Below are 22,022 nucleotides of genomic sequence, written 5' to 3' on the forward strand. Positions count from 1 at the left end.
AGGGCTGCGCGCTGGAGGGCACCCACCGCACCGGTGGGCGCCCTCCGCGCGCGAGGACGATGGCGACAGTGGCCCCTCAGCCCTTGGAGATCTCCCAGAACCGGAAGATGTAGGTCGGGTCGAGCGTCTCCTGGACGCCCTGCATCTCGTCGGTGGCCACGGCGACGTTCTCGCCGTTCCACGACGGGATCAGCGGCACCTCCTCGGCGACGATGTCCTGGATGTCTCCCAGGATGGTCTCGCGTGCCGCGGCGTCGGTCTCGCCGACCTCCTGGTCGAGCAGGCTGTTGACCTCCTCGTTGGAGTAGCCGTTCTGGAAGAAGCCGCCGTCGCGGACGAACGGGCTCAGGTAGTTGTCGGCGTCGAGGAAGTCGGGGTACCAGCCGAGGATGAAGAGGTCGTAGGCGCCCTCCTTGTAGACCGTCTGGTACTCCTCCCACTCGGTGCTCTCGAGCTCGACCTCGAACAGCTCGCTGGAGTTGAGCTGGTCGGCCAGCTCCTGCGCCTCGTCGACGGCGTTGGGGCCGTAGTGGGTCGGGGTGTAGCCGAGGGTGATCGAGACCGGCGTCTCGACGCCCGCCTCGTCGAGGATCGCCTTGGCGGCGTCGACCGACGGCTCGCCGTAGGCCTCGGTGAAGGAGTCCTTCTGACCGGCGAAGCCCGGCGGCACGATCGAGTACGCCGGCTTCACGGTGCCGTCGTAGGCGCGCTCGGCGATCGCGTCGCGGTCGATGATCTGGGCCGCGGCCTGGCGGACGGCGACGTCGGTGCCCGGGCCGTCGAACCCGAGCTGCCACACCCAGTAGCGGAACTCCGAGCCCTCACCCTTGAGCACGTTGACGGTGCCCTCCTCCTCCAGCGAGGTCAGGTCGGTCGGGCTGAGGGTCCGGTAGGCGATGTCGACCTGCTCGGCCGAGATCGCGCTGCGCAGCGGCGCGGCGTCGTTGTAGTAGCGGACGAAGATGGTCTTGGTCTGCGGGGTGCGCTCGCCGGTGTACTCCGGGTTGGCCTCGAGGACCGCCTGCTGGCCCGACTCGTACTGCTCGAGCGTGTAGGGCCCGGACCCGATGACCTGGTCGTCCTCGACGATGGCGTCGGCGGGGAAGGTGTCCTCGTCGACGATCGAGGCGGTCGCGGTGGCCAGCACCTTGGTGAAGGTGGCGTCGGGCTTGTTCAGGTGGAACACGACCGTCAGGTCGTCGGGCGTCTCGATGGCGCCCTCGGCGACGGACTGGTTCTCGGTGTCACCGTTGCTGATGGAGCCCAGCAGCACCGACGAGCCGTTGGGGTCGTTGATGGCGAGGTTGCGCTCCAGGGAGAACTTGACGTCGGAGGACGTCAGGTCGTTGCCGTTGGAGAACTTCAGCCCCTCCTTGAGCGTGCAGGTGACCGTCTCCGGGTCGTCGTACTCGCAGCTCTCGGCGGCGTCGCCCACGGGCTCGTCGGCCCCGGCGGGGATGGCGAGCAGCTGCTCGAAGATCGTGTACTGCATGTTCCAGGAACCGAAGTCGTAGGACCCGGCAGGGTCCATCGCGGTGACCGACTCGGTGGTGCCGAGGGTGAACTCGCCGGAGGCCTCGGTGGAGGAGGTGTCGCCGCCGGAGCCCTCGCCGCCGGAGCCGCCGTTGTCGTCGGTGTCGCGTTCGCCGTCGCCGCACGCAGCCAGGGCGAGGATCAGGGTGCCGGCGCCTGCCAGGGACAGGACCTTCCGTACTGGGGTCACGAGCGACTACCTCCGGGAGACGTGAGCAGAACGTCGCGAACGTACTCGCGACCCCCGGTCGGCGCCACCCTGAGGGCGTGCGGCGAAGGTCGCGAATTGGCAACGATCCGCCGCGCCCGCGGTCCGGCCGGCGGAAGTCCTCCGGTCGGTGGCCCCGGCCCGGCGGACGGGGGCGGGACGGGCCCGGCTACCGGGCGGGCGCCGCCGGGAGCAGGTACGACGTCACCGCGGCCGTGTCGAGACCGGCGAGCGTCTCGACGAAGACCCGCCGCTCCCCCGGCTCGACCGGCACGTGGTGGGGCACGGCCAGCACCGTGCACCCGGCCGTCTCGGCCGAGCGACAGCCGGTGTTGGAGTCCTCGATCGCGACGCAGTCGCCTGGGTCGACCCCGAGCTGCCGGGCCGCACTCAGGTAGGGCTCGGGGTCGGGCTTGCCGCGGGCGACCTGGTCGCCGGTCACCACCACCTGGAAGGAGCCCGCGGGCAGCACCGCCAGGATCGGCGCGACGAACCGCTCGTAGGACATGGTGACCAGCGCGCAGGGCACGCCCTCGCTCCGGAGGTCGGCCAGCAGCTCGCGCGCGCCGGGCCGCCACGGCACGGCCTGCTCGACGTGGGCCACCACGCCGTCGAGGAGCCGCTCCACGATCTCCTCGGGGCTCAGCTGCGGCAGCGGCATGTGCTCCTGGATGAACCGCCCCGACTCCAGCAGGTCGTTGCCGACCAGCTGCAGGGCGAGCTCGTCGCTCCAGCTGCCGCCGAACTCGGCCGCGAGCGCGTGCTCGGTGGCGATCCAGTAGGGCTCGGTGTCGACGAGGGTGCCGTCCATGTCCCAGAGCACCGCGGCGGGCCGGGTGCTCTCGAGACGGGCGTGTCCGCCCTCCTCGACCAGCGTGGAGACGGTGGTCGGGGCAGGCGCGCCAGCGCCTGTCTCGAGACCCCTCTCGTCTGCGGTGCCCATCAGTCCTCGGGCTCGTAGCCGAGGTTGGGCGAGAGCCACCGCTCGGTCTCGGCGAGGGTCCAGCCCTTGCGCTCGGCGTAGGACGCGACCTGGTCGCGGCCCACACGGCCGACCACGAAGTACTGCGACTGCGGGTGGCTGAAGTACCAGCCGGAGACCGACGCGCCGGGCCACATCGCCATCGACTCGGTCAGGGTGATGCCGGTGGCGGCCTCGACGTCGAGGAGGTCCCACAGGGTGAGCTTCTCGGTGTGGTCGGGGCAGGCCGGGTAGCCGGGCGCCGGGCGGATGCCGTCGTACTTCTCGGCGATCAGGTCCTCGCTGCTGAGGTGCTCGTCGGGGACGTGGCCCCAGAACTCGGTGCGGACCCGCTGGTGCAGCCGCTCGGCGAACGCCTCGGCGAGCCGGTCGGCCAGCGACTCGAGCAGGATCGCGCTGTAGTCGTCGAGGTCGTCCTTGAACGCCTTGACCCGCTCGGGCAGGCCGATGCCGGTGGTGACCGCGAACCCGCCGACGTGGTCGGCCAGGCCGGTGTCGACCGGCGCCACGAAGTCGGCGAGCGACTTGTGGGGCACGCCCTGGCGGTGCTCCCCCTGCTGGCGCAGGTGGTGCAGCGTCGTGCGCACCTCCGACCGGGAGTCGTCGGTGTAGACGAGCGTGTCGTCGCCGTCGCCGGCGGCCGGCAGGAACCCGTAGACGCCCTTGGCGGTCAGCCACTTCTCGTCGATGATCCGGTCGAGCATGGCCTGGGCGTCGTCGTAGAGCTTGCGGGCGGTCTCGCCCGACGCCGGGTTGTTGAGGATGTCGGGGAACTTGCCCTTCATCTCCCAGGCGTTGAAGAACGGCTGCCAGTCGATGTAGCCGCGCAGCTCGGCGATGTCGTAGTCGTCGAGGACGTGGACGCCGGGCTGCTTCGGCGCCGGCGGCGTGTACGCCGTCCAGTCGACCGGGGTGGCGTCGGCGCGCGCGACGTCGTAGGAGACCAGCTTGCGGTCGCTCTTGCCCGCGTGGCGGGCGCGCAGGGCGTCGTAGTCGACCTTGATGTCGGCCATCAGCGTCGCGCGCTTGGTGTCGTGGAGCAGGGCGGCGGCGGTGGGCACCGAGCGGGAGGCGTCCTTGACCCAGACGACCGGGCCGTCGTAGCGCGGGTCGACCTTGACGGCCGTGTGCGCCCGCGAGGTGGTGGCCCCGCCGATGAGCAGCGGGATCTCCAGGCCCTGGCGCTGCATCTCGTTGGCGAGGTTGACCATCTCGTCGAGCGAGGGCGTGATCAGGCCGGAGAGGCCGATGATGTCGGCGCCCACCTCGGCGGCGGTGTCGAGGATCTTCTGCGCCGGCACCATCACGCCGAGGTCGATGACCTCGTAGTTGTTGCACTGCAGGACCACGCCGACGATGTTCTTGCCGATGTCGTGCACGTCGCCCTTGACGGTGGCCATCACGATCGTGCCGTTGGTCTCCTTGTCGCTGCTGGCGACGCCCCCGGCGGCGATGAGGTCGGCCTTCTCCTGCTCGATGTAGGGGATCAGGTAGGCCACGGCCTTCTTCATCACCCGGGCCGACTTCACCACCTGTGGCAGGAACATCTTGCCGGCGCCGAAGAGGTCACCGACGACGTTCATGCCGTCCATCAGCGGGCCCTCGATCACCTCGATCGGGCGGCCCCCGCGGTCGGCGATCAGCTGGCGCAGCTCCTCGGTGTCGGCCTCGACGTGGGCGTCGATCCCCTTCACCAGGGCGTGCGTGATCCGCTCGCCCACGGGCAGGTCGCGCCACTCCTCGGTCGCGGCCTCGACGGCCTCACCCGCCTTGTTGTGCGCCTCGGCGATCTCGAGCAGTCGCTCGGCGGCGTCGGGGCGGCGGTTGAGGACGACGTCCTCGATGCGCTCGCGCAGCTCGGGCTCGACCGAGTCGTAGGGCACCAGGGCGCCGGCGTTGACGATGCCCAGGTCGAGCCCGGCCCGGATGGCGTGGAAGAGGAAGACCGCGTGGATCGCCTCGCGCACCGGGTTGTTGCCGCGGAAGGAGAAGGAGACGTTGGAGATGCCGCCGGAGACCTTGGCACCGGGCAGGTTCTCCTTGATCCAGCGGGTCGCCTCGATGAAGTCGAGGCCGTAGGAGGCGTGCTCCTCGATGCCGGTGGCCACGGCGAAGACGTTGGGGTCGAAGATGATGTCCTCGGCCGGGAAGTCCACCTCGTCGACCAGGATCCGGTAGGCCCGCTCGCAGATCTGCTTGCGGCGCTCGAGGTTGTCGGCCTGGCCGTCCTCGTCGAAGGCCATCACGACCGCGGCGGCGCCGTACTTCTTGACCAGGGTCGCCTGCTCGCGGAAGGTGTCCTCGCCCTCCTTCATGGAGATCGAGTTGACGATCGCCTTGCCCTGGACGTTCTTCAGGCCGGCCTGGATCACCTCCCACTTCGAGGAGTCGACCATGAGCGGCACCCGGCTGATGTCGGGCTCGCTGGCGATGAGCTTGGTGAAGCGGTCCATGGCCGCGACGCCGTCGATCATGCCCTCGTCCATGTTGACGTCGATGACCTGCGCGCCGTTCTCGACCTGCTGGAGGGCGACCGCGAGCGCGGTGTCGTAGTCGCCGTCCTTGATCAGGTTGCGGAACTTCGCCGAGCCGGTGATGTTGGTGCGCTCGCCGACGTTGACGAACAGCGAGTCGGCGTCGACGGTGAACGGCTCGAGGCCCGAGAGGCGCATGGCCGACTCGACGGTGACCGGCTCGCGCCGGGTCTTGTCGGCGACCGCGCCGGCGATGGCCTTGATGTGGTCGGGGGTGGTGCCGCAGCAGCCGCCGGCGAGGTTGACGAACCCGGCCTCGGCGAACTCGGCCAGCATCGCGGCGGTCTCGTCGGGCGCCTCGTCGTACTCACCGAACGCGTTGGGCAGCCCGGCGTTGGGGTAGCAGGAGACGAAGGTGTCGGCCAGCCGGCTCATCTCGGCGATGTAGGGGCGCATCTCCTTGGCCCCGAGCGCGCAGTTGAGTCCGACGGCCAGTGGGCGCGCGTGGCGCACGGAGTCCCAGAAGGCCTCGGTGACCTGGCCCGACAGGGTGCGGCCCGAGGCGTCGGTGATGGTGCCGGAGATGATGACCGGCCAGCGCCGGCCGCGCTCCTCGAACAGCGTCTCGACGGCGAAGATCGCCGCCTTGGCGTTGAGGGTGTCGAAGATCGTCTCGATGAAGATCAGGTCGGAGCCGCCGTCGACCAGGCCGTTGGCCGCCTCGAGGTACGCCGCCACCAGCTGGTCCCAGGAGACGTTGCGGGCGCCGGGGTCGTTGACGTCGGGGCTGATGCTGGCCGTGCGCGTCGTGGGGCCGAGCGCGCCGCCGACGTAGCGGGGGGTGCCGGTGGCCGCGGCCACCTCGTCCGCGACCGAGCGGGCCAGCCTGGCGGCCTCGAGGTTGAGCTCGTAGGCGAGCTCGTCCATGCCGTAGTCGCTGAGCGAGACCCGGTTGGCGTTGAACGTGTTGGTCTCGATGACGTCGGCGCCGGCCTCGAGGTACTCGCGGTGGATGCCGGCGATGATGTCCGGCTGGGTCAGCGTGAGCAGGTCGTTGTTGCCCTGCAGGTCGCTGGGCCAGTCGGCGAACCGGTCGCCGCGGTAGCCGGCCTCGGAGGGGCGGTCGCGCTGGATGGCGGTGCCCATGGCGCCGTCGAGCACCACGATCCGCTCGCGCAGGAGCGCGGTGAGCTCGTCGGTGACGTCGGGACGCAGGTCGGGCACGGTGACTCCTTCTCGGTGGCCCTGTCCAGCCTAGGAACGGCGGTCCACGACCCGGACAGGGTTCTCAAATCGTGACACCGGCCGGCGGGGCGGCGAAATCGCGGCCCGGGACGCGGGCCCCGGGACAACACCGCACGCCTGAGTAGGCTTCCCGGGTGATCGAGATCGACGAGACCCCGGACCTGGTCGACCCCCTGGTCATCGCCGCGTTCGAGGGCTGGAACGACGCCGCCGACGCCGCCTCCTCGGTCATCGACCACCTGATGCAGGTCTGGTCGGCGCGGGTCGTGGCCGCGATCGACCCCGAGGAGTTCTACGACTTCCAGGTCAACCGGCCGATGGTCGGCACCGACGAGCTCGGCCACCGCCGGATCACCTGGCCGACCACGCAGATCGCGGTGGCCTCGCCGCCCGACCTCGACCGCGACATCATCCTGGTCCGTGGCATCGAGCCCAACATGCGGTGGCGCCTGTTCTGCGCCGAGCTGCTGGCGGCCTGCGACGACCTCGGGGGCGAGCTGGTCGTCACCCTCGGCGCGCTGCTGGCCGACACCCCGCACACCCGCCCGATCCCGGTGACCGGCACCACCACCGAGCCGGAGCTGGTCGACCGGCTCAAGCTGGAGCAGTCGACGTACGAGGGCCCGACCGGCATCGTCGGCGTCTTCCAGGACGCCTGCGTGCGGCTCGACGTGCCGGCCGTGTCCTACTGGGCCGCGGTCCCCCACTACGTCGCCCAGCCGCCGTGCCCCAAGGCCACCCTGGCCCTGCTCGGCCAGCTCGAGGACCTCCTCGAGGTCTCGATCCCGCTCGGCGACCTGCCAGAGGACGCCCGCGCCTGGGAGCGCGGCGTCGACGAGCTCGCCGAGGAGGACGAGGACGTCGCCGACTACGTCCGGTCGCTGGAGGAGACCCGCGACACCGCCGACCTGCCCGAGGCGTCCGGCGAGGCGATCGCCCGGGAGTTCGAGCGCTACCTCAAGCGCCGCGGCGACGACCAGCCGCCGGGACCGACCGGCGCCTGACCCCGAGGTCCCTCACCCGGCGCCCATCGCCGCCGCGACCTGCTCCGGGGTCGCGTCGTCGGGCGTGGCGAGGAGCCACTGCACGCCGAACGGGTCGCGCACGCGCCCCCAGCGCCCGCCCCAGGGCCGGTCGCTGATGGCGAAGACCTCGCTCGCGCCCGCGGCGAGCATCACCTGCGCGAGGCGGTCGGGGTCGTCGTGGACGACGTCGAGGATCGGCCCCGGGGTCGGCACCGGGTCGGCGCCGTCGGCGTCCTTGAGGGTCACCGTGGTGCCCAGGACGGTGAGCCGGGCGAAGACGACGGTCCCCTCGTGCTCGAAGACGGGCCCGACGTCGGCGCCGAGCGTCGCGGCGTACCACCGCAGGGCCTCGGCAGCGGGCTGGACGACGAGCTTGGGGCGGACGGCGTTGGTCATGGCTCCAGCGTGCGCCACCGGTGGCCTCCTTGTCCCGGCTTGTCCCGGCCCGTCCCGGCCCGGGGTCAGAGGGTGAGACCGAGAGCAGCGTCGACCACGGCGAGGACCGCGGTCGCGGCGTCGGGGTCGGAGGTGTCGGCCAGGCCGTCGGTGCCGAGCGTCGCGGCGACCCAGGCGTCGACGGCCGCGACCGCCCGCGGCGCGTCGAGGTCGTCGGCGAGCGCGGCCAGCACCGCGGTCACCACGGGCTCGGCGGGCGCGCCGGCGCCGAGCGCGACGGCCTTGCGCCAGCGGGCGAGTGCGTCGACGGCGTCGAACAGCTCGGCGTCGACCCACTCCCAGTCGCTGCGGAAGTGGTGACGCAGCAGCGCGAGACGGATCGCCATCGGGTCGATGTCGCTGTTGCGCAGCGCGGAGACGAAGACCAGGTTGCCCTTGGACTTCGACATCTTCTCGCCGTCGTAGCCGACCATCCCGGCGTGGCTGTAGACCTGCGCGAACCGCTCGCCGGGCGAGACCACCTGGGCGTGGCTGGCGCACATCTCGTGGTGCGGGAAGACCAGGTCGCTGCCGCCGCCCTGCACCTCGAACTCGCCACCGAGGTGGTGCCGGGCGATCGCGGCGCACTCGATGTGCCAGCCCGGGCGTCCGGGACCGTACGGGCTGGGCCACGACGGCTCGCCCTCCCGCTCGCCACGCCACACGACGGAGTCGAGCGGGTCCTGCTTGCCGGGCCGGTCGGGGTCGCCGCCACGCTCGCCGAACAGCCGCAGCATCGTCTCGCGGTCGTAGCCGGACTCCTCGCCGAACGACGGGTCCGACGCGACCGCGTGGTAGAGGTCGGTCTCGACGCCGTAGACCGCCCCGGCGGCGTCGAGCGCCTGGATCATCTGCACGGCCAGCGGGATCGACTCGACCGCGCCGACGTAGTGGTGCGGCGGCAGCACCCGCAGTGCCTGCATGTCCTGGCGGAACAGCTCCGTCTCGCGCTCGGCCAGCTCGACCCAGTCGACCTTCACCTTGGCGGCGCGCTCGAGGAGCGGGTCGTCGACGTCGGTCACGTTCTGCACGTAGAGCACGTCGTGCCCGGCGTTGCGCCAGGCGCGGTGGAGCAGGTCGAAGCCGACGTACGTCGCCGCGTGGCCGAGGTGGGTGGCGTCGTACGGCGTGATGCCGCAGACGTAGAGCCGCGCCGCCCGGCCCTCGGCCGGCGACACGTCGACCCGGGACCCGGTGGGGGTGTCGTGGAGCACCACGGGTGGGGCCGTCACGGGAAGGGTCGGGACCTCCGGGGCCGGCCAGGAACGCATGACTGCACCCTAGTGAAGAGTTGCGCGGACCCCGCCACGAGCCGTCGCCGGCCGAGCGTGGTGTGGTCTCGAGACGGGCCTGGCGGCCCGCCTCGACCACCGTGGGTCACCGATCACCGGTGGTCGAGGAGGTTGCCCTAGCAACCGTCTCGAAAGAACCCCGCAGGGCGCGCACCTCGCCGGATCTCGACCCGGGCTCGCCGGTCGAGGAGGCCGGCCACGGCCGTCTCGAGACCACGGTGGGGCACCCTCAGAACGGCGGCCAGGGGATCACGGGCCACTCGCCGCGCGGGACCGGCATCACGCCGCGGTCGAGGAGGCGGCGGCAGCGCCGGGCGAAGGTGTCGATCTCGAGGTCGGTGAGGTGCTCGGCGAGGGTGGCGCCGAGGTCGGCGGCCAGCGCCGAGAGCACCCGCTCGACCCCGGCGACCTGCTCGTCGTCGAGCGGGTAGCCGTGCCAGCCCCACAGCACGGTGCGCAGCTTGGGCTCGTGGTGGAAGGTCAGGCCGTGGTCGACGCCGTAGCGGTGGCCGCCGACCATCTCCAGCACGTGGCCGCCCTTGCGGTCGGCGTTGTTGGTGATCACGTCGAAGACGGCCATCCGGCGCAGCGGCTCGGTGTCCTCGTGGACGAGGGTGACCTCGCGGTCCTGCTCGTCGAGGCCCTCGAAGACCGACAGCATGCCGTCGGGCAGGCCGCGGCCGCTGCGGACCAGGGTCACGGCGTCCTGGTCGGGGTCGGGCTCCTGCCACTCCTGCAGCATCCCGGGACCGTGCGGTCCCTCGCCCAGCCAGGTGCGCGGGACGACGTCCCAGCCCGTCGCCTCCGAGACGGCGTACGCCGCCACCTCGCGGTCGGCGAGGGTGCCGTCGGGGAAGTCCCAGAGCGGGCGCTCGCCGGCGATCGGCTTGTAGACGACCGTGCGGCCGTCGAGCTCACCGAGGAACGTCGCGTTGGACGCGGGCATGATCCGCCCGCGCAGCTCGAGGTCGGCCACGTGCCCGCCGGGCCTCAGGGGGCCTGCGGGTCGCGGCGCCGGAAGCCGTTGGCCCGCACGCAGAGGTGGCCGTCGGGGTCGATCGGGTTGCCGCAGAACGGGCAGCTCGGACGTCCGGCCTCGAGCACCTGCTCGGCCCGCTGGACGAAGGAGCGGGCGACCGCCGGGCTGATCCGGACCAGCAAGACCTCGTCGGGCTCGGGCTCCTCGAAGTCCTCGTCGACCTGCTCCGGGCTGACCACCGCCGCCTCGCTGAACGGGAAGACCTCGATCACGACACGCTCGTCGCTCGGGTCCCACGACAGCGTCATGGTGCCGGCGCGGAACTCCTCCTCGATGGGCTGCTCGAGCGGGGCGGAGTCCTCGAGCCCGATGGGGGCGACGGCGGGCACGACGGTCTCGGTCTGGGTCGACATCACCTCGTCGAGCAGCTCGTCGACGCGCTCGGCGAGCGCGGCGACCTGCTGCTTCTCCAGCGAGACCGAGGTGACCCGCGCGCCGGTGCGGGCCTGGAGGAAGAACGTCCGCGCCCCGGGCTCGCCGACGGTGCCGGTGACGAAGCGTTCCGGCGGGTCGAAGGAGTGCACGATCGGCATGTCGTTCACCCTATGACCGACCCGAAGGACCGGCGCCACCCCCGACCGGGGCGTCCTCCCCCGGCTCGGTGGTACGACGGGCGCGGCCCTTCTTCTTCGGCGGCGGCGGCACCAGCCAGGACAGGTCCCCGGCGTGGGTGTTGGTGGCCAGCACGTAGGGACGGGTCCCGGTGTAGCGCACGATCGAGACCGAGGCCGGGTCGACGTTGATGCGCTGGAACAGGTCGAGGTGCATGCCGAGGGCGTCGGCCAGGACCGACTTGATGATGTCGCCGTGGCTGACCGCCACCCACACCGCGCCGGCTCCGTGCTCGGCCTCGATGGCCGCGTCGTGCCGGCGCACCGCGGCCACCGAGCGCGCCTGCATCGTCGCCATCGACTCCCCGCCGGGGAACGCGGCGGCCGACGGCTGGGCCTGGACGGTCTTCCAGAGGGGCTCCTTGGCGAGGTCCTTGAGCAGCCGGCCCTGCCACTCGCCGTAGTCGCACTCGGTGATCCCCTTCTCCGGGGTGATCCGCGGCGTCGTCCCGACCGTGCCGTCGCGGGCGTCGAGGAGGGCCTTGGCCGTCTGCCGGCACCGCTCGAGCGGGCTGCTGACGACCGCCGCCAGGGGCACCACGACGAGCCGCTCCCCCGTCCGCCGCGCCTGGTCGACGCCCACGTCGTCGAGCCGGACGCCGGGCAGGCGCCCGGCCAGGGTGCCCGAGGCGTTGGCCGTGGTCCGGCCGTGTCGGACGAGGATCACCGTTGCCATGTCGTGGAGCGTAGAGGGGCGTGCCGAGCGGCCGCGGTGACTATCGTGACGCCGTGATCGTGGACAGCGCCGTGTACAAGGGCGGCTCGAGGCTCCCGCTCGACTCGCACAAGCACGACTTCGCCGGTCTGCGCGCAGCCGCCGCCGAGTGCGACGGGTTCGTCTGGGTGGGGCTCTACCAGCCGAGCCGGACCGAGCTGAGCGAGGTCGCGACCGGGTTCGACCTGCACGACCTGGCCGTCGAGGACGCCTTCAAGGCCCACCAGCGCCCCAAGCTCGAGCAGTACGGCGGCAACCTGTTCCTGACGCTGAAGACGCTCTGGTACGTCGACGAGGACGACGCCGTGGAGACCGGCGAGATCAACATCTTCGTCGGACCCGACTTCGTCGTCTCGGTGCGGCACGGCCGCGGCTCCCAGCTCCAGGAGGCGCGCAGGTTCCTCGAGACGTCCCAGCACGTGCTCACCCACGGCCCGTCCGCCGTCGTGTACGCCGTGTGCGACACCGTGGTCGACGCCTACCTCGAGGTCGTCGAGTTCCTCCAAAAGGACGTCGACGAGGTCGAGGAGTCGGTCTTCTCCGATCAGCGGACCAAGGACTCCGCCCGCATCTACGCGCTCAAGCGCGAGATCGCCGAGGTACGCCGGGCGGTGCTGCCGCTGCGCGAGCCGATGCGTCGCTTCGCCTCGGGGCTGGTGCCCGGGGTCGAGGAGGAGGCGGCGCCGTTCTACCGCGACGTGGTCGACCACCTCAACCAGGCCGCCGAGATCGTCGACAGCCTCGACCAGCTCCTCTCCACCGCGTTCGACGCCCACCTGGCGTCGATCTCGGTGCAGCAGAACGACGACATGCGCAAGATCTCCGCGGGCGCCGCGCTGGTCGTCGTACCCACGCTGATCGCGGGGGTCTACGGCATGAACTTCGAGCACATGCCCGAGCTCGGCTGGACCCTCGGCTACCCCTTCGCGCTGGCGCTGATGACCGGGGTCTCGCTGGGACTGCTGTGGTTCTTCAAGCGGTCCGGCTGGCTGTAGCGCCGGCCTGGGCTCAGCCCCGGGCGGAGAGCACCCCGGTGGCCAGGAGCACGAACGTCGCCACGCCGAGCGCCACCCGGTAGAGCACGAACGGGGTGAACGAGCGGGTCGAGACGTAGCGCAGCAGCCAGGCGATCGCGGCGTACCCGACGACGAAGGAGACCACCGTCGCCACGATCGTGGGACCCCAGCCGTAGGGGTTGGCCTCGTCGCCGATCTTGCGGAGCTCGAAGATGCCGGCGCCGACCACCGCCGGGATGGCGAGCAGGAAGGCGAACCGGGTGGCCGACTCCCGGTCGTAGCCCAGCGCGCGCCCCATCGAGAGCGTGGCACCCGAACGGGACACCCCGGGGACGAGCGCCAGCGCCTGCGCACCGCCCATCAGCGCCGCGTGGCGCAGCGTCATCTGCTTCAGGTCGCGGTCGGTCGAGCCCAGCCGGTCGGCCAGGCCGAGCACGACGCCGAGCACGACGAGCGTGGTGGCGATGATCCACAGGTTGCGGAAGTCGGAGCGGATGACGCTCTGCAGGGCGAACCCCAGCACCACGATCGGCAGCGAACCGATCAGCACGAACCAGCCCATCCGGGCGTCGATGTGGCCGCGCAGCTCGGGCCGGAACAGCGACCGCACCCAGGTCGAGGAGATCCGCCAGATGTCGTGTCGGAAGTAGAGCAGCACCGCCACCTCGGTCCCGATCTGCACCACGGCGGTGAACGACGCGCCGGGGTCCTCCCAGCCGAACAGCTGGGGGTAGATCGCGAGGTGGGCGCTGCTCGAGATGGGCAGGAACTCGGTCAGACCCTGGAGGACGCCGAGGACCACAGCCTGGAGCACGTCCCACACGAGGGGCACGGTAGCGGCCCCACCCGCGAGCCACCGCCACCGCCCCACCGCGACTCGTCTAGGTTTTCGGCCATGCAGCAGCGAGCCGTGGGCAGCACCGGCCTCCAGGTGTCCCGCCTCGGGCTCGGGACGATGACGTGGGGCCGGGACACCGACGAGCACGAGGCGCGCGACCAGCTGATCGCGTTCGCCGAGGCCGGCGGCACCCTGGTCGACACCGCGGCCGGCTACACCGACGGCGACTCCGAGCGCCTGGTCGGCTCGCTCATCGGCGACGTGGTCGCGCGGGACGAGGTCGTGCTGGCGACCAAGGCCGGCATCTCCCGGCGGTCCGGCGAGCGGGTCACCGACACCTCCCGCGGGCACCTGCTCACCACCCTCGACGCCTCGCTGCGCCGACTCGGTGTCGACCACGTCGACCTGTGGCAGGTGCACGTGTGGTCCGACCGGGCGCCGCTCGACGAGACGCTCGGCGCCCTCGACGTCGCCGTGTCGTCGGGCCGGGCGTCGTACGTCGGGATCTCCAACTACGCCGGCTGGCAGACCGCCCAGGCGGCCACCTGGCAGCGGGCCGTGCCGGGCCGGGCGACCCTGGCCTCGACCCAGGTCGAGTACTCCCTGCTCAACCGGCTCGTCGAGCGCGAGGTGCTGCCGGCCTGCGCGGCGCTGGGCCTCGGCGTCCTCCCCTGGTCGCCGTTGGGCCGCGGCGTGCTCACCGGCAAGTACCGCGGCGGTACGCCGTCGGACTCGCGGGCGGCGTCGCCGGTCTTCGCCGGGTTCGTCGGTGCCTACCTCGACGACCAGAGCGCCCGGGTGGTCGAGGCGGTCGCCCGCGCCGCCGACGGCCTGGGCTGGACGCCGCTGGAGGTGGCGCTGGTGTGGGTCCGCGACCGGCCGGGGGTGACGGCGCCGATCGTGGGCGCCCGCACCGCCCACCAGCTGCGCGGTTCACTGGCCATCGAGGACAAGACGTTGCCGCCCGAGCTCGTCGACGCGCTCGACGACGTCTCGGGCGGCCCGGCAGGAGGAGCCTGAGTGCCCCGGCACGACCGCCGTCCGCCCCGCCCGGGGGTGGAGTGGGAGTTCGACAAGGTCACCTACTCGCGCGAGTTCCCGCGCAACGTCGTGACCAAGCTGCTGGTCGAGCGCGCCGAGCACGGCGGCTGGGAGCTCGACCGGGTCCGGATCGGCGCCGACGGCACCCGACGGGTCGTGCTGCGCCGCAAGATCATCCGCGCGGTGCGCACCGCCTGAGCGCGCTCAGACGTCGTCGAGGAACCGGTCGAAGACCCGCGCCCCGAACTCCAGCGCGTCGACCGGGACCCGCTCGTCGACGCCGTGGAACAGCGCGGTGAAGTCGAGGTCGGCCGGCAGCCGCAGCGGCGCGAAGCCGTAGGAGCGCATGCCGAGCTTGCGGAAGTGCTTGGCGTCGGTGCCGCCGCTCATCGTGTACGGCGCCACGATGCCCTCGGGGTCCTCGGCCAGGATCGAGCGGGTCATCGCGGCGACCAGGTCGCCGTCGTACGGCGTCTCCCAGGGTTGCTGGTGGGACAGGAAGTCCCACTCGATGCCGTCGCCGCACAGCTCGCGCAGGGTCGCGAAGAACTCGTCCTCGTAGCCCGGCAGGAACCGGCCGTCGACGTGGGCGGTGGCCTCGGTGGGCACGACGTTGACCTTGTAGCCGGCGTCGAGCTGGGTCGGGTTGACCGTGTTGCGGATGACGGCGCCGAGCATCCGGGCCGCACCGCCGAACTCCTCGACCAGCGCGGGCGCGTTGTCGGGGGTGGCCTCGGTGCCGGCCAGGTCGGCGACCGTGGCGAGCAGCACCTCCATGGTCGGGGTGAGCCGCACCGGCCACTGGTGGGCGCCGATGCGGGCCACCGCGGCCGAGAGCCGGGTCACCGCGTTGTCCGGGTTGATCATCGAGCCGTGGCCGGCGCGACCGCGGGCGGTGAGCCGCATCCAGGCCATCCCCTTCTCGGCCGCCTCGACGAGGTAGAGCCGGCGTCCGCGCACGGTCGTCGAGAACCCACCCACCTCGCCGACCGCCTCCGTGCAGCCCTCCAGCTCGTCGCGGTGGAGCCCGACGAGCTGCTCGGCACCGTGGTGCCCGCCGGCCTCCTCGTCGGCGGTGAAGCACAGCACGACGGGCCGCGCCGGTGCGGCGCCGGCGCGCTGCCGGGCACGGACCACCGAGAGCAGCATCGCGTCGAAGTCCTTCATGTCGACCGCGCCGCGGCCCCACACGTAGCCGTCCTGCACCTCGCCGCTGAACGGGTCGACCTGCCAGTCCTCCGCCGCGGCGGGCACGACGTCGAGGTGCCCGTGCAGCAGCAGCCGGTCGTCCCGGCTGCCGTCGCCGCCCCACGACGCCACCACCGAGGTACGGCCGGGGGTGGTCTCGTACAGGCGCGCCTCGATGCCGACCTCCTCGAGCAGCGCGGCGACGTGCTCGGCCGCCTTGCGCTCCCCCGGCCCGCCCTGTCCGTCGGCCTCGCCGTAGTTGGAGGTGTCGATCCGGATCAGGTCGCGGCACAGCTCGACGACCTCACCGGCCGGGTCGTAGGAGGCGCCGTCGGGCTCGGGTTCCATGGCCCCATCCTGGCACCCGCGCCGAGGACCCCCGATGCGGCCGGGAGGCCGCCGCTTTGCTACTGTTCCGACGCACTCGTCCGGGTGGCGGAATTGGCAGACGCGCTAGCTTGAGGTGCTAGTGCCCGTATTAGGGCGTGGGGGTTCAAGTCCCCCCTCGGACACCAGATCGGCCCCGACCCGCTGTCTCCAGCGGTCGGGGCCGGAGTCGTTTTTCTCGGCCCGCCGCCGACCCGCCGCCGGCCCGTTCGACCGCCCAGGCCGCGTCCGGCGTCCCTGGGAACCCGTCGGTGAGCGCCACGCAGGCGCGTCAAACAGGCGTCGGACGCCTGTGACGCAAGTGGCGGGAGTTGCCGGTGGGGTAGGCGTGACTGGTGAGGCTGTCACAAAGCGGAAATTGATGAAATCTTCGGGCGATTGCTTGCCGAACAGGCGCGTTTGCCACTCAGATTTGACACAATGTAACGACGGTTCGGGTACGCCGAATCGCCAAGTCGCTCGCGATCACTCCCTAGGAGAACCCGATGACCAAGTTCCGCGCCCTTCTCGCCTCGTCGCTGCTCGCCGCCACCCTGGTCGGCGGCGCGGTCTCCGCGACGGCCTCGGGCACGGAGGCCAAGGCGCCCGCGCCGGTCAGCGCCCGCAACGTCTGGTGCTGCTGACCACCTGCTGCGCACCTGGTCGTGGCGCCTGCCGGCGTCGCTCCTAGTTCGAGTTCATCAAGCGCGACCTCGCAAAAGTGGGCGCGGTCAAGCCGGTCGACGTGGCGGCACGACGGAACGCGTCGAGCGCATCGTCGGTGGCGCCGTACTCGCGCAGCAACGTGCCGAGCTCGAACCAGAGCTGAGCCGACTGACGGTCCTGCCCGACCCCCTCGAGGATGACGAGCGCGTGACGGAAGTGCGCGACCGCGTCGTCCAGCCGGTCGTGCATGGCATCGACCTGCCCGAGCACGGTCTGGGCCTCGGCGGCCACCAGCAGGCTGGCCCCGAGGGCGGCCTCGAACACGTCCTCCGCGAGACGCTCCGCCTCCTCGGCGTCGCCGATGAGCAGCCGCGCCTTGGCCAGACCGAGGTCGACGCGACCACGGTCGGCGACGTTGGTCTCGGTGAGCACGAACTCCGCCTGGGCTTGGGAGAGGTTGAGCATCGCGCCCTCGATCTCCGGGGGGACCATCGCCAGCTGCAGCAGCCCGAGCTGACCCCGCAGCCGCGCCATGTTGCGCGCGTCGTGGGTCTGCTCCATCAGGGTGACGGCCTTCTGGGCGAGCGGCACCGCGGCACCGAAGTCGCCCTGCTCCTTGTAGACGATGCTGCTGTTCCAGTAGGCCGAGGCGCGGGCGGTCGCCGACCCGAGCCGCTCGGCGTCCTCGATCGCACGCTCGCACTGGCGCGTCGCGAGGTGGTGGTCGCCGCGCTCGTAGTGGGCGGCGGCGACGGTCACGGCCAGCTGGATGCCCTCGGCGCTGCCCTGCAGCTCACCGGCGGTCAGCAGCTGCTCGGCACGTTCGCCGATCTCGCAGGCCCGCGAGAGGTTGCCGAGCTCGCGGTAGCAACGGGTGAGCGCGGTCAGGGCGCGGATCAGCTCGACGCCGGCGAGGCTGCGCACCACCTGCTCGAGCACGTCGATGGCCTTGTCGACCTCGCCCATCGTCTCCAGGGCGAGCGCCCGGAGGTGCTGGGCCCGGGCGGGGAAGCCGAGCGGGAGGTCGTCCTCGGCCAGCAGACCGTCGACCCGACGGAGGGCCGAGACCGCCTGACCGGTGCGCAGGTCGAGCTCGGCGTAGTCGAGCTCGAGGCTCAGCCGCGACTGCCGCTCCCGCTCGACGACGTCGTCGGCCGGCGCCAGCAGCTCCTCGGGGTCGCACCCCAGCCGCTGGGCCAGGGCGACCAGCAGCTCGGCACTGGCGCGGCGCTGGCCGGCCTCGATCCGGGAGATGTAGGCGGTCGACATGTGGTCGCCCGCGGCCTCGCCCTGCGTGAGCCCGGCACGCTGCCGAGCGAGCTTCAGACGCGACCCCACGAGGGTCGCGTCGATGTTCTTGGCCCGGACGCGCAGGTCGGGTGTGACGGCGCCCGGTTCGAGAGTCTTGTCCACCTCTTCAGTATGCCCGAATGTGACATGCGGTATGCGCAATCGGTTCAGATGGGTCACATCGAAGGGGTGATTGCCGCGGTCCTGCCATGCTGGGCACGTGACCGCAGATGACGCCACCGCCCTCCTGTCCCTGCACCGCGACCCGACGCTGCTGACCGTCGTCAACGTGTGGGACTCCATCAGTGCCACCGTGGTCTCCGACCTGCCCGGCACCCTGGCCCTCGCCACCGCCAGCCACTCGATCGCCGCCTCGCGCGGCTACGAGGACGGCGAGAACATCCCCGTCGAGGAGATGATCGAGGAGGTACGCCGCATCGTGGCCGCCACCTCCCTGCCGGTCAGCGCCGACCTCGAGGCCGGCTACGGCGACGCCGCCGAGACCGTCCGCAAGGCCATCGGCGTCGGTGTCGTCGGCGCCAACATCGAGGACCAGCTCAAGCCGCTCGCCGAGGCCACGGCCCAGGTCGAGGCGATCATGGCCGCTGCGACGGCCGCGGGAGTGCCCGACTTCGTCCTCAACGCCCGGACCGACGCCTTCCTCAAGGGGATCGACGACCCGCTGGCGGAGGCCGTGACCCGCGGCCGGGCCTACCTCGACGCCGGCGCCCCGGTCGTCTTCGTCCCCGGCCTGCTCGACGAGGAGCAGGTGGCGACGCTGGTGGAGGCGTTCGGCCCCCAGCGGCTGACGCTGATCGGCGTGCCCGGCACCCCGCCGCTCGCGCGCCTGGAGGAGCTCGGCGTCGCCCGGGTCTCCTACGGCCCGATGTCGCAGCGCGTGGCGCTGACCGCGCTGGCCGAGCTCGTGGAGGCCGTGCACGCCGGCGGCGGCGTCCCGGACACCATGCGACCGCTCAACTGACGGTCGAGCCGACCCACTCCGGGTCGCTGTCGGCCTCGCCCTGGACGTCGCCCTCGGCCGAGGTGGCGTCAGTGACGCCGGCCAGCGACCGGGTGATCGCCTCGTCGAGCGACAGGTAGGGCACCCCGGGCGCGAGGTCGCGACGCACGTCGTCGTCGCGGCAGACCATGTCGTGCGACAGGCTCCGCACCAGCGCCCGGACGGTGGTGCGGGGCACGCCGGTGACCAGCGCGATCGCCTCACCGACCAGCAGCTGCGGCGCCACGGGCACCGGCACCTGAGGTCGTTCGAGCCCGGCCAGCACGGCGAACCGCGCGATCAGGTCGGGGTAGGACAGCACCTCGTCGCCACCCACGTCGTAGGCGCGCCGGCGCGGCTCGCCGTCGAGCGCGGCGACGAGCAGGCGGACGACGTCCTCGACGGCGATCGGCTGGATGCGGCTCTGCATCCAGGTCGGCAGCGCGGTGACCGGGAGTCGCTCGCTGACCCGACGCATGATCTCGAACGACAGCGAGCCGCCGCCGATGACCATCGAGGCGCGCAGGACCGTGGTCGGGGTCGCTCCGGCGAGCAGCACCTCCTCGACCTCGAGCCGCGACCGCAGGTGGTCGGAGAGCTCGTCGACCGGCACGTCGGGCACCAGCCCGGACAGGTAGACGATGCGGCCGGTGCCGGCGTACTCGCAGGCGTGCGCCAGGCTCTCGGCGGCGTCGCGGTCGCGCTTGAGGAACTCTCCCGCCCCCATCGAGTGCACCAGGTAGAACACGGCGTCGACGTCGCGGACGGCCAGGTGCACCGAGACGGTGTCCTCGACGTCGAGGTAGCGGCGCTCGACGCGGTCGGACCACGCGAACCGGTCGAGCCCGTCGGTGTCGCGAGCGGCGGCGACGACCTCGTGCCCGGCCGCGAGCAGCGACGGGACCAGCCGGGAACCGACGTAGCCGGAAGCACCGGTGACCAGGACGCGCATGGCCCCGAACGTACGGGACACCGACGCCGCGATACTTCACCCATGACGTTCCGTCTGGGCTTCGTGACCGGCGCCACGCCCGACAAGTGGGCCCGGGCCTGGCGCGAGCGGTCGAGCGAGCCGATCGAGCTGGTGCCGGTCGAGGAGGCGCACCAGCTCGACGCGGTGCGCTCGGGCGACCTCGACATGGCGCTGGTGCGGTTGCCCGTCGACCGCGAGGGCCTCCACTGCGTGCGGCTGTACGACGAGGTGCCGGTCGTCGTCGCCGGTCACGAGCACCTGGTGGCGGCCACCGACCCGAGCGACCCCGACGACGCCGTCACGCTCACCGACCTGGCCGACGAGCAGCTGGTCCTGCCCCACCCCTCGGGCTGGACGCCGACCGTCGAGCAGCTCGCCTGGCCGCCGATGTCGCAGCGGGAGGCCGTCGAGACCGTCGCTGCCGGCACCGGGATCGCGATCCTGCCGATGTCGGTGGCCCGGCTGCACGCCCGCAAGGACGTGGTGAGCCGACCGGTCGCCGACCTCGACCCCACCACCGTCGCCCTGGTGTGGCGCACCGACCGCGACGACGACCGCACCCAGGCCTTCGTCGGCGTCGTCAAGGGCCGCACCTCGCGCTCCAGCCGCTGAGCCTGGTCTGGGCTGGGCCCAGGCACCGGCTCACCAGCTGGTCGAGAGCGGGCGACCCTCCTGGAAGCCGGCGGCGGACTGGACGCCGAGGACGGCGCGCTCGTGCAGCTCGGCGAGGCCGGCGGCGCCGGCGTACGTGCAGGCGGAGCGGACGCCCGAGCAGATCTGGTCGATCAGGTCCTCCACGCCGGGACGGGCCGGGTCGAGGTACATGCGCGAGGAGGAGATCCCCTCCTCGTAGAGCCCCTTGCGGGCCCGGTCGTACGCCGACTCCCCCACGGTGCGGGACGCGACGGCCCGCGCCGATGCCATCCCGAACGAGGTCTTGTAGGCGCGGCCATCGGCGTCGAGCACGAGGTCGCCGGGCGACTCGTGGGTGCCGGCGAACCACGAGCCCACCATCACCGACGACGCACCGGCCGCCAGGGCGAGCGCGACGTCGCGCGGGTGTCGCACGCCGCCGTCGGCCCACACGTGGGCGCCCAGCTCGCGAGCGGCGGCCGCGCACTCGAGGACCGCCGAGAACTGCGGGCGGCCGACGCCGGTCATCATCCGGGTGGTGCACATCGCACCGGGCCCGACGCCGACCTTGACGACGTCGGCGCCCGCGGCGACGAGGTCACGGGTGCCCTCGGCCGAGACGACGTTGCCTGCGACGACCGGGACCTGCGGGTCCAGCGCCCGTACGGCGCGGAGCGCCTCGAGCATGCGGTCCTGGTGGCCGTGGGCGGTGTCGACGACGAGGCAGTCGACACCGGCGTCGAGCAGCCGGCGGGCGATCGTGGCGACGGCGCCGTTGACGCCGACGGCCGCGGCGACGCGCAGGCCGCCGCGGGCGTCGGTCGCGGGCGTGTAGAGCGTGGCCCGCAGGGCGCCGGTCCGGGTGAGCACGCCGAGGAGCATCCCGTCGGCGTCGACGGCGACGGCCAGGTCGGCCCGGGCGGCGTCCAGGCGCTCGAACGCCGTGCGGGGGTCGGTGTCGGCGTCGACGACGACCGCGGGCGGCCGCATGACCTGACCGGCCTGGGCGAAGCGGTCCACGTCGCCGCAGTCGGACTCGGCGACGACCCCGACGGGCCGGCCGTCGACGACGACCACCGCGGCGCCGTGGGAGCGCTTGGGGATCAGCGACAGCGCCTCGGCCACGGTCTGGGCGGGGTCGAGCACGATCGGGGTGTCGAAGACCAGGTGGCGCGACTTCACCGACGCGACGACCTCGGCCACCACCGAGGGCGGGATGTCCTGCGGGATCACGGTGAGCGCCCCGCGGCGCGCCGTCGTCTCGGCCATCCGCTTGCCGGCGATCGCGGTCATGTTGGCCACGACCAGCGGGATCGTCGCGCCGGTGCCGTCGGTCGTCGCGAGGTCGACGTCGTAGCGGCTGGTCACGGCGCTGCTGCGCGGCACCATGAAGACGTCGTCGTAGGTCAGGTCGTGCGTCGGGGCTGCACCGAGGAACTCCACGTGGATCAA

At 72.2% G+C, this 22,022-nt stretch carries 20 protein-coding genes and 1 tRNA gene; 8 read left to right on the forward strand and 13 right to left on the reverse strand.

All coding sequences use genetic code 11. The annotated features are described in order from the left end of the window. Window positions 1–76: 76 nt before the first annotated feature. The 3 genes from AC4MBH_RS13770 to metH form a co-directional block, all read right to left on the reverse strand. Complete coding sequence (locus AC4MBH_RS13770; protein ID WP_491795464.1) at window positions 77–1,723, reverse strand: ABC transporter substrate-binding protein; 1,647 nt, start codon at window positions 1,721–1,723, stop codon at window positions 77–79. A 187-nt stretch (window positions 1,724–1,910) separates the two neighbouring features. Beyond that, a complete protein-coding gene (locus AC4MBH_RS13775; RefSeq protein WP_491795465.1) occupies window positions 1,911–2,684 on the reverse strand; it encodes an HAD family hydrolase in 774 nt (257 codons plus the stop codon). Next, window positions 2,684–6,343 (reverse strand): methionine synthase, encoded by a 3,660-nt coding sequence (gene metH, locus AC4MBH_RS13780; RefSeq protein WP_491795680.1) that lies wholly within the window; start codon window positions 6,341–6,343, stop codon window positions 2,684–2,686. The genes AC4MBH_RS13775 and metH overlap by 1 nt, the downstream gene beginning before the upstream one ends. Before the next feature lie 233 nt (window positions 6,344–6,576). On the opposite strand from metH, the gene AC4MBH_RS13785 reads away from it, so the two are divergent. After that, window positions 6,577–7,446: a PAC2 family protein gene (locus tag AC4MBH_RS13785; RefSeq protein WP_491795466.1), complete on the forward strand. Its 870-nt coding sequence runs from the start codon at window positions 6,577–6,579 to the stop codon at window positions 7,444–7,446. A gap of 12 nt (window positions 7,447–7,458) precedes the next feature. Here AC4MBH_RS13785 and AC4MBH_RS13790 read toward each other — a convergent pair whose 3' ends face one another. The 5 genes from AC4MBH_RS13790 to AC4MBH_RS13810 all read right to left on the reverse strand — a co-directional run bounded on the left by AC4MBH_RS13790 (window position 7,459) and on the right by AC4MBH_RS13810 (window position 11,520). Then, complete coding sequence (locus tag AC4MBH_RS13790) at window positions 7,459–7,863, reverse strand: VOC family protein (protein WP_491795467.1); 405 nt, start codon at window positions 7,861–7,863, stop codon at window positions 7,459–7,461. Window positions 7,864–7,928: 65 nt separating this feature from the next. Next, window positions 7,929–9,173: a cysteine--1-D-myo-inosityl 2-amino-2-deoxy-alpha-D-glucopyranoside ligase gene (gene mshC / locus AC4MBH_RS13795; RefSeq protein ID WP_491795468.1), complete on the reverse strand. Its 1,245-nt coding sequence runs from the start codon at window positions 9,171–9,173 to the stop codon at window positions 7,929–7,931. 250 nt (window positions 9,174–9,423) lie between these two features. After that, the gene (locus AC4MBH_RS13800) at window positions 9,424–10,170 is read right to left on the reverse strand and encodes an SCO1664 family protein (protein ID WP_491795469.1); all 747 of its coding nucleotides are present in this window, start codon (window positions 10,168–10,170) and stop codon (window positions 9,424–9,426) included. A gap of 14 nt (window positions 10,171–10,184) precedes the next feature. Beyond that, on the reverse strand, window positions 10,185–10,766 hold the full coding sequence (locus AC4MBH_RS13805) for a DUF3090 domain-containing protein (RefSeq protein WP_491795470.1): 582 nt from the start codon (window positions 10,764–10,766) through the stop codon (window positions 10,185–10,187). 10 nt (window positions 10,767–10,776) lie between these two features. Next, complete coding sequence (locus tag AC4MBH_RS13810; RefSeq protein ID WP_491795471.1) at window positions 10,777–11,520, reverse strand: histidine phosphatase family protein; 744 nt, start codon at window positions 11,518–11,520, stop codon at window positions 10,777–10,779. A 53-nt stretch (window positions 11,521–11,573) separates the two neighbouring features. On the opposite strand from AC4MBH_RS13810, the gene corA reads away from it, so the two are divergent. After that, window positions 11,574–12,554 (forward strand): magnesium/cobalt transporter CorA, encoded by a 981-nt coding sequence (gene corA, locus AC4MBH_RS13815; protein ID WP_491795472.1) that lies wholly within the window; start codon window positions 11,574–11,576, stop codon window positions 12,552–12,554. Between the two features lie 13 nt (window positions 12,555–12,567). Here the strand turns inward: corA and AC4MBH_RS13820 are convergent, their stop codons facing one another. Further along, the gene (locus tag AC4MBH_RS13820; protein WP_491795474.1) at window positions 12,568–13,398 is read right to left on the reverse strand and encodes an undecaprenyl-diphosphate phosphatase; all 831 of its coding nucleotides are present in this window, start codon (window positions 13,396–13,398) and stop codon (window positions 12,568–12,570) included. Window positions 13,399–13,470: 72 nt separating this feature from the next. Between AC4MBH_RS13820 and AC4MBH_RS13825 the strand changes: the two genes are divergently transcribed. After that, the gene (locus AC4MBH_RS13825; protein ID WP_491795475.1) at window positions 13,471–14,433 is read left to right on the forward strand and encodes an aldo/keto reductase; all 963 of its coding nucleotides are present in this window, start codon (window positions 13,471–13,473) and stop codon (window positions 14,431–14,433) included. 36 nt (window positions 14,434–14,469) lie between these two features. Then, window positions 14,470–14,652 (forward strand): DUF5703 family protein, encoded by a 183-nt coding sequence (locus AC4MBH_RS13830; RefSeq protein ID WP_491795681.1) that lies wholly within the window; start codon window positions 14,470–14,472, stop codon window positions 14,650–14,652. 6 nt (window positions 14,653–14,658) lie between these two features. Here AC4MBH_RS13830 and AC4MBH_RS13835 read toward each other — a convergent pair whose 3' ends face one another. Next, window positions 14,659–15,990 carry a M20/M25/M40 family metallo-hydrolase gene (locus tag AC4MBH_RS13835; RefSeq protein WP_491795476.1) on the reverse strand — a complete coding sequence of 444 codons (1,332 nt, stop codon included), beginning with the start codon at window positions 15,988–15,990 and terminating at the stop codon, window positions 14,659–14,661. Window positions 15,991–16,068: 78 nt separating this feature from the next. Here AC4MBH_RS13835 and AC4MBH_RS13840 point away from each other — a divergent pair. Both AC4MBH_RS13840 and AC4MBH_RS13845 read left to right on the forward strand, forming a co-directional pair. After that, window positions 16,069–16,157 (forward strand) — tRNA-Leu (locus AC4MBH_RS13840). A gap of 357 nt (window positions 16,158–16,514) precedes the next feature. Further along, the gene (locus tag AC4MBH_RS13845) at window positions 16,515–16,652 is read left to right on the forward strand and encodes a hypothetical protein (protein WP_491795477.1); all 138 of its coding nucleotides are present in this window, start codon (window positions 16,515–16,517) and stop codon (window positions 16,650–16,652) included. A gap of 43 nt (window positions 16,653–16,695) precedes the next feature. Here AC4MBH_RS13845 and AC4MBH_RS13850 read toward each other — a convergent pair whose 3' ends face one another. Next, window positions 16,696–18,087, reverse strand: coding sequence for a tetratricopeptide repeat protein (locus tag AC4MBH_RS13850; RefSeq protein WP_491795478.1), 1,392 nt, complete (start codon window positions 18,085–18,087; stop codon window positions 16,696–16,698). A 97-nt stretch (window positions 18,088–18,184) separates the two neighbouring features. On the opposite strand from AC4MBH_RS13850, the gene AC4MBH_RS13855 reads away from it, so the two are divergent. Beyond that, window positions 18,185–18,946, forward strand: a complete 762-nt coding sequence (locus AC4MBH_RS13855; protein ID WP_491795479.1) for an isocitrate lyase/PEP mutase family protein — start codon at window positions 18,185–18,187, stop codon at window positions 18,944–18,946. Here AC4MBH_RS13855 and AC4MBH_RS13860 read toward each other — a convergent pair. Continuing rightward, window positions 18,939–19,916, reverse strand: a complete 978-nt coding sequence (locus AC4MBH_RS13860; RefSeq protein WP_491795480.1) for an NAD(P)H-binding protein — start codon at window positions 19,914–19,916, stop codon at window positions 18,939–18,941. The genes AC4MBH_RS13855 and AC4MBH_RS13860 overlap by 8 nt on opposite strands. A 42-nt stretch (window positions 19,917–19,958) precedes the next feature. Between AC4MBH_RS13860 and AC4MBH_RS13865 the strand changes: the two genes are divergently transcribed. Beyond that, the gene (locus AC4MBH_RS13865; protein WP_491795481.1) at window positions 19,959–20,549 is read left to right on the forward strand and encodes a LysR family substrate-binding domain-containing protein; all 591 of its coding nucleotides are present in this window, start codon (window positions 19,959–19,961) and stop codon (window positions 20,547–20,549) included. 30 nt (window positions 20,550–20,579) lie between these two features. Here AC4MBH_RS13865 and AC4MBH_RS13870 read toward each other — a convergent pair whose 3' ends face one another. Then, window positions 20,580–22,013, reverse strand: coding sequence for a GuaB1 family IMP dehydrogenase-related protein (locus tag AC4MBH_RS13870; RefSeq protein WP_491795482.1), 1,434 nt, complete (start codon window positions 22,011–22,013; stop codon window positions 20,580–20,582). Window positions 22,014–22,022: the final 9 nt, after the last annotated feature.

The sequence above is a fragment of the Nocardioides sp. WJ219 genome (assembly GCF_058559815.1).